The sequence below is a fragment of the Micromonospora sp. 4G55 genome, assembly GCF_016803375.1.
This window is the reverse complement of the sequence record NZ_JAEVHN010000813.1, coordinates 1-2,472: the sequence shown is the minus strand read 5'-3', so window position 1 is coordinate 2,472 and position 2,472 is coordinate 1. Positions and strand designations below refer to the sequence as shown.

Genomic DNA, 2,472 nt, shown 5'->3' with positions numbered 1-2,472 from the left:
CGGCGGGAGCGGGGATCGCTTCGGCGGTGCCGTCCGCGCCGACCTGGTAGGCGGCCGCGGGTGCGTCGCCGACCGGGGGCGGGTCCGGGCGAGTCGCCCAATCGTCGTACGGCTCGCCACCCGCCACCGTCGGCGTGGCGTCATCGGGGGACGCCGGCGGGCTCGGGGGACGCCGGAGGTGGGCGTGGCCTCGTCGCCGCCGGCGGCCGGGAACTCGCCCGCGGCCCGGGCGGCGCGGGCGCAGTAGAAGGCACCGGAGCGGTAGTGCAGCAGGGCCGGATCGGTGGGGCGCAGCGCGGCGGCGACGGCGGCGTTGGCCTCGTGCCCGGCCGAGCCGATGGTGTAGAAGCCCTCCCCGAAACTGCGCAGCCAGCGGCCGGCCAGGTCGAGCTGGCGGCTGGTGACCTGGGCGTCGAAGAGGGCGAGCAGCTGGTGTCCGGTCAGCGCGGCGCCGTCGCGGACCGGCTGCGCCGGGTCACGTCGCCGCTCGGGCTCGGGCAGCGCGCCCAGGCTCTCCCGGAACCGGTCGTCGAGATGCTGCGGGGTGGTCACGTCGATCAGCATTACCGACGGAGGCCAGGGTCGCCCACTCGGACACGATCCGCCCGACCGCGCTCACTCCGGGCCGCACTGCTCCGGGCAGCCGCCGTCGGAGACCTTCCACACCAGCTCGCGCAGGGTGGCCAGCTCGTCGGTGCTCAGGCCGGCGAGCAGTCGTGAGTCGCTCATCACCCGGTGCACCCGCTCGCGCATCCGGCGGCCGGCGTCCGTCACGACCAGCGTCTTCTGCCGCCGGTCGGCCGGGTCGACCCGGCGCTCGACCAGCCCGGCCTGCTCCAGCTTGTCGACCAGCGCGGTCACGTTGGACCGGTCGCAGCGCAACTGCTCGGCGAGGTCGCGGGCGGGCAGCGGCCGGTCGGGGTCCAGCTCGTCCAACGCGCGGGCCGCCGCCGGGGTCAGCCCCAGGCCGCCGATTTCGACGTCCTGGTAATGCCGGATGGCGGAGGCGATGTGCATGATCCGGCGCACCGCGTCCCCGGCCAGCCCGGAGCGGTCGCCCAGGTCGGATCCGGTGGCGGCGGTGCTCTGCGTCATGTCTCACATCCTACTTGCGGGCAGATAGTTGAGCAGCTCTACTATTGGCAAGCTCACGCATCTGCGATCGAAAGGGTCCACCATGTCCGACCTCACCGTCCTCGCCATCTCCGGCAGCCTCCGCGAGGCGTCGTTCAACACGGCACTGATCCGCGCCGCACAGCGGCTCGCCCCGGCCGGTCTGACCATCGAGCAGTACGCCGGCCTCGGCGCGATCCCGCCCTTCAGCGAGGACGTCGAGCCCGAGCCACCGGCGGCCGTGACGGACCTGCGGGAGCGGATCGCCGCGGCGGACGCCCTGCTCATCGCCACCCCGGAGTACAACTACGGCGTACCGGGCGTGCTGAAGAACGCTCTCGACTGGGCGTCGCGCCCCAGCTTCCCGATCACCTCGTGGGTCTCCCCGCTGGCACACAAGCCGATCGCCATCGTCGGTGCCGCGCCGACCGGGATGGGCACCGTCCGCGCCCAGCTCCAGCTGCGCCAGCTCTTCCTCTGGACCGATTCCGCGGTGGTCACCAAGCCGGAGATCATCGTCAACAACGCCCACGAGAAGCTCGCCGCCGACGGCACCGTCAAGGACGAGACCACCGAGACCCTCCTGCGTGCCCTCCTCGACGCCCTCGCCACCAAGATCCGCCTGACGCAGCTCGCCGCCGCCACCGCCTGACGCGGGGCGCACCCCCTCTCCCCGGACGCACTTTCACGGAAAGCGTGGCTATTCCGCGCCGGATAGCCACGCTTCGTGAAAGAGGGCCTACGAGAGGGCCCGGGGGTGGCCCGCGGCCGGGGGAAGGGGTCAGGCGGGGAGGAAGGAGAGGCGGACCTGGGCGGGTGGGGTTGTCGCCGTTGGTGTCGACCAGGGTGAGGGACTGCCAGGTGCCCAGCGCCAGGCGACCGTCGAGCACCGGCAGGGTCGCGTACGGGGGCACGAACGCCGGCAGCACGTGGTCCCGCCCGTGCCCCGGCGAACCGTGCCGGTGCCGCCACCGGTCGTCGGTGGGGAGCAGGTCGTCCAGCGCCCGCAGCAGGTCGTCGTCGGATCCGGAGCCGGTCTCGATGATCGCCAGACCGGCGGTGGCGTGCGGCACGAAGACGTGCAGCAGCCCGTCGCCCTGGCCGGCGACGAACCGCTCGGCCTCGGCGGTGATGTCCTGGACGGTCGGCCGGGACCCGGTTCGGACGGTGATCACCTCACTGCGCATACGGCGCATTCTGCCGCACCGGCTCAGTAGCTGCCGCCGCCTCCGCCGTCCGAGCCGCCCCAACTCGATCCGCCGCCGTCCGAGCCGCCGAGCGAACCCGAGCCGCCGTCGCCCCAGAATCCGCCCCCGCCCCAGAAGCCGCCACCGTCGGAGCCGCCGCCCCGACCGGAGT

2 protein-coding genes and 2 pseudogenes are annotated in these 2,472 nt (G+C 73.6%); 1 reads left to right on the top strand and 3 read right to left on the bottom strand.

Annotated elements, in window-relative coordinates; genetic code table 11:
* Window positions 1–564 (bottom strand): annotated as a pseudogene (locus tag JNW89_RS34605) (hypothetical protein); the annotation flags it as partial.
* Between the two features lie 51 nt (window positions 565–615).
* Window positions 616–1,095 (bottom strand): MarR family winged helix-turn-helix transcriptional regulator, encoded by a 480-nt coding sequence (locus JNW89_RS34600; RefSeq protein ID WP_238452236.1) that lies wholly within the window; start codon window positions 1,093–1,095, stop codon window positions 616–618.
* 82 nt (window positions 1,096–1,177) lie between these two features.
* On the opposite strand from JNW89_RS34600, the gene JNW89_RS34595 reads away from it, so the two are divergent.
* Window positions 1,178–1,765, top strand: coding sequence for an NADPH-dependent FMN reductase (locus JNW89_RS34595; protein WP_238452235.1), 588 nt, complete (start codon window positions 1,178–1,180; stop codon window positions 1,763–1,765).
* Between the two features lie 129 nt (window positions 1,766–1,894).
* Here JNW89_RS34595 and JNW89_RS34590 read toward each other — a convergent pair.
* Window positions 1,895–2,300: pseudogene (locus tag JNW89_RS34590) on the bottom strand (YjbQ family protein).
* Window positions 2,301–2,472 lie beyond the last annotated feature (172 nt).

Excerpts from the sequence above, each read along its gene's own strand:
- JNW89_RS34595 (WP_238452235.1), top strand. The coding sequence starts at position 1,178 with ATGTCCGACCTCACCGTCCTCGCCATCTCCGGCAGCCTCCGCGAGGCG.
- JNW89_RS34600 (WP_238452236.1), bottom strand. The coding sequence starts at position 1,095 with ATGACGCAGAGCACCGCCGCCACCGGATCCGACCTGGGCGACCGCTCC.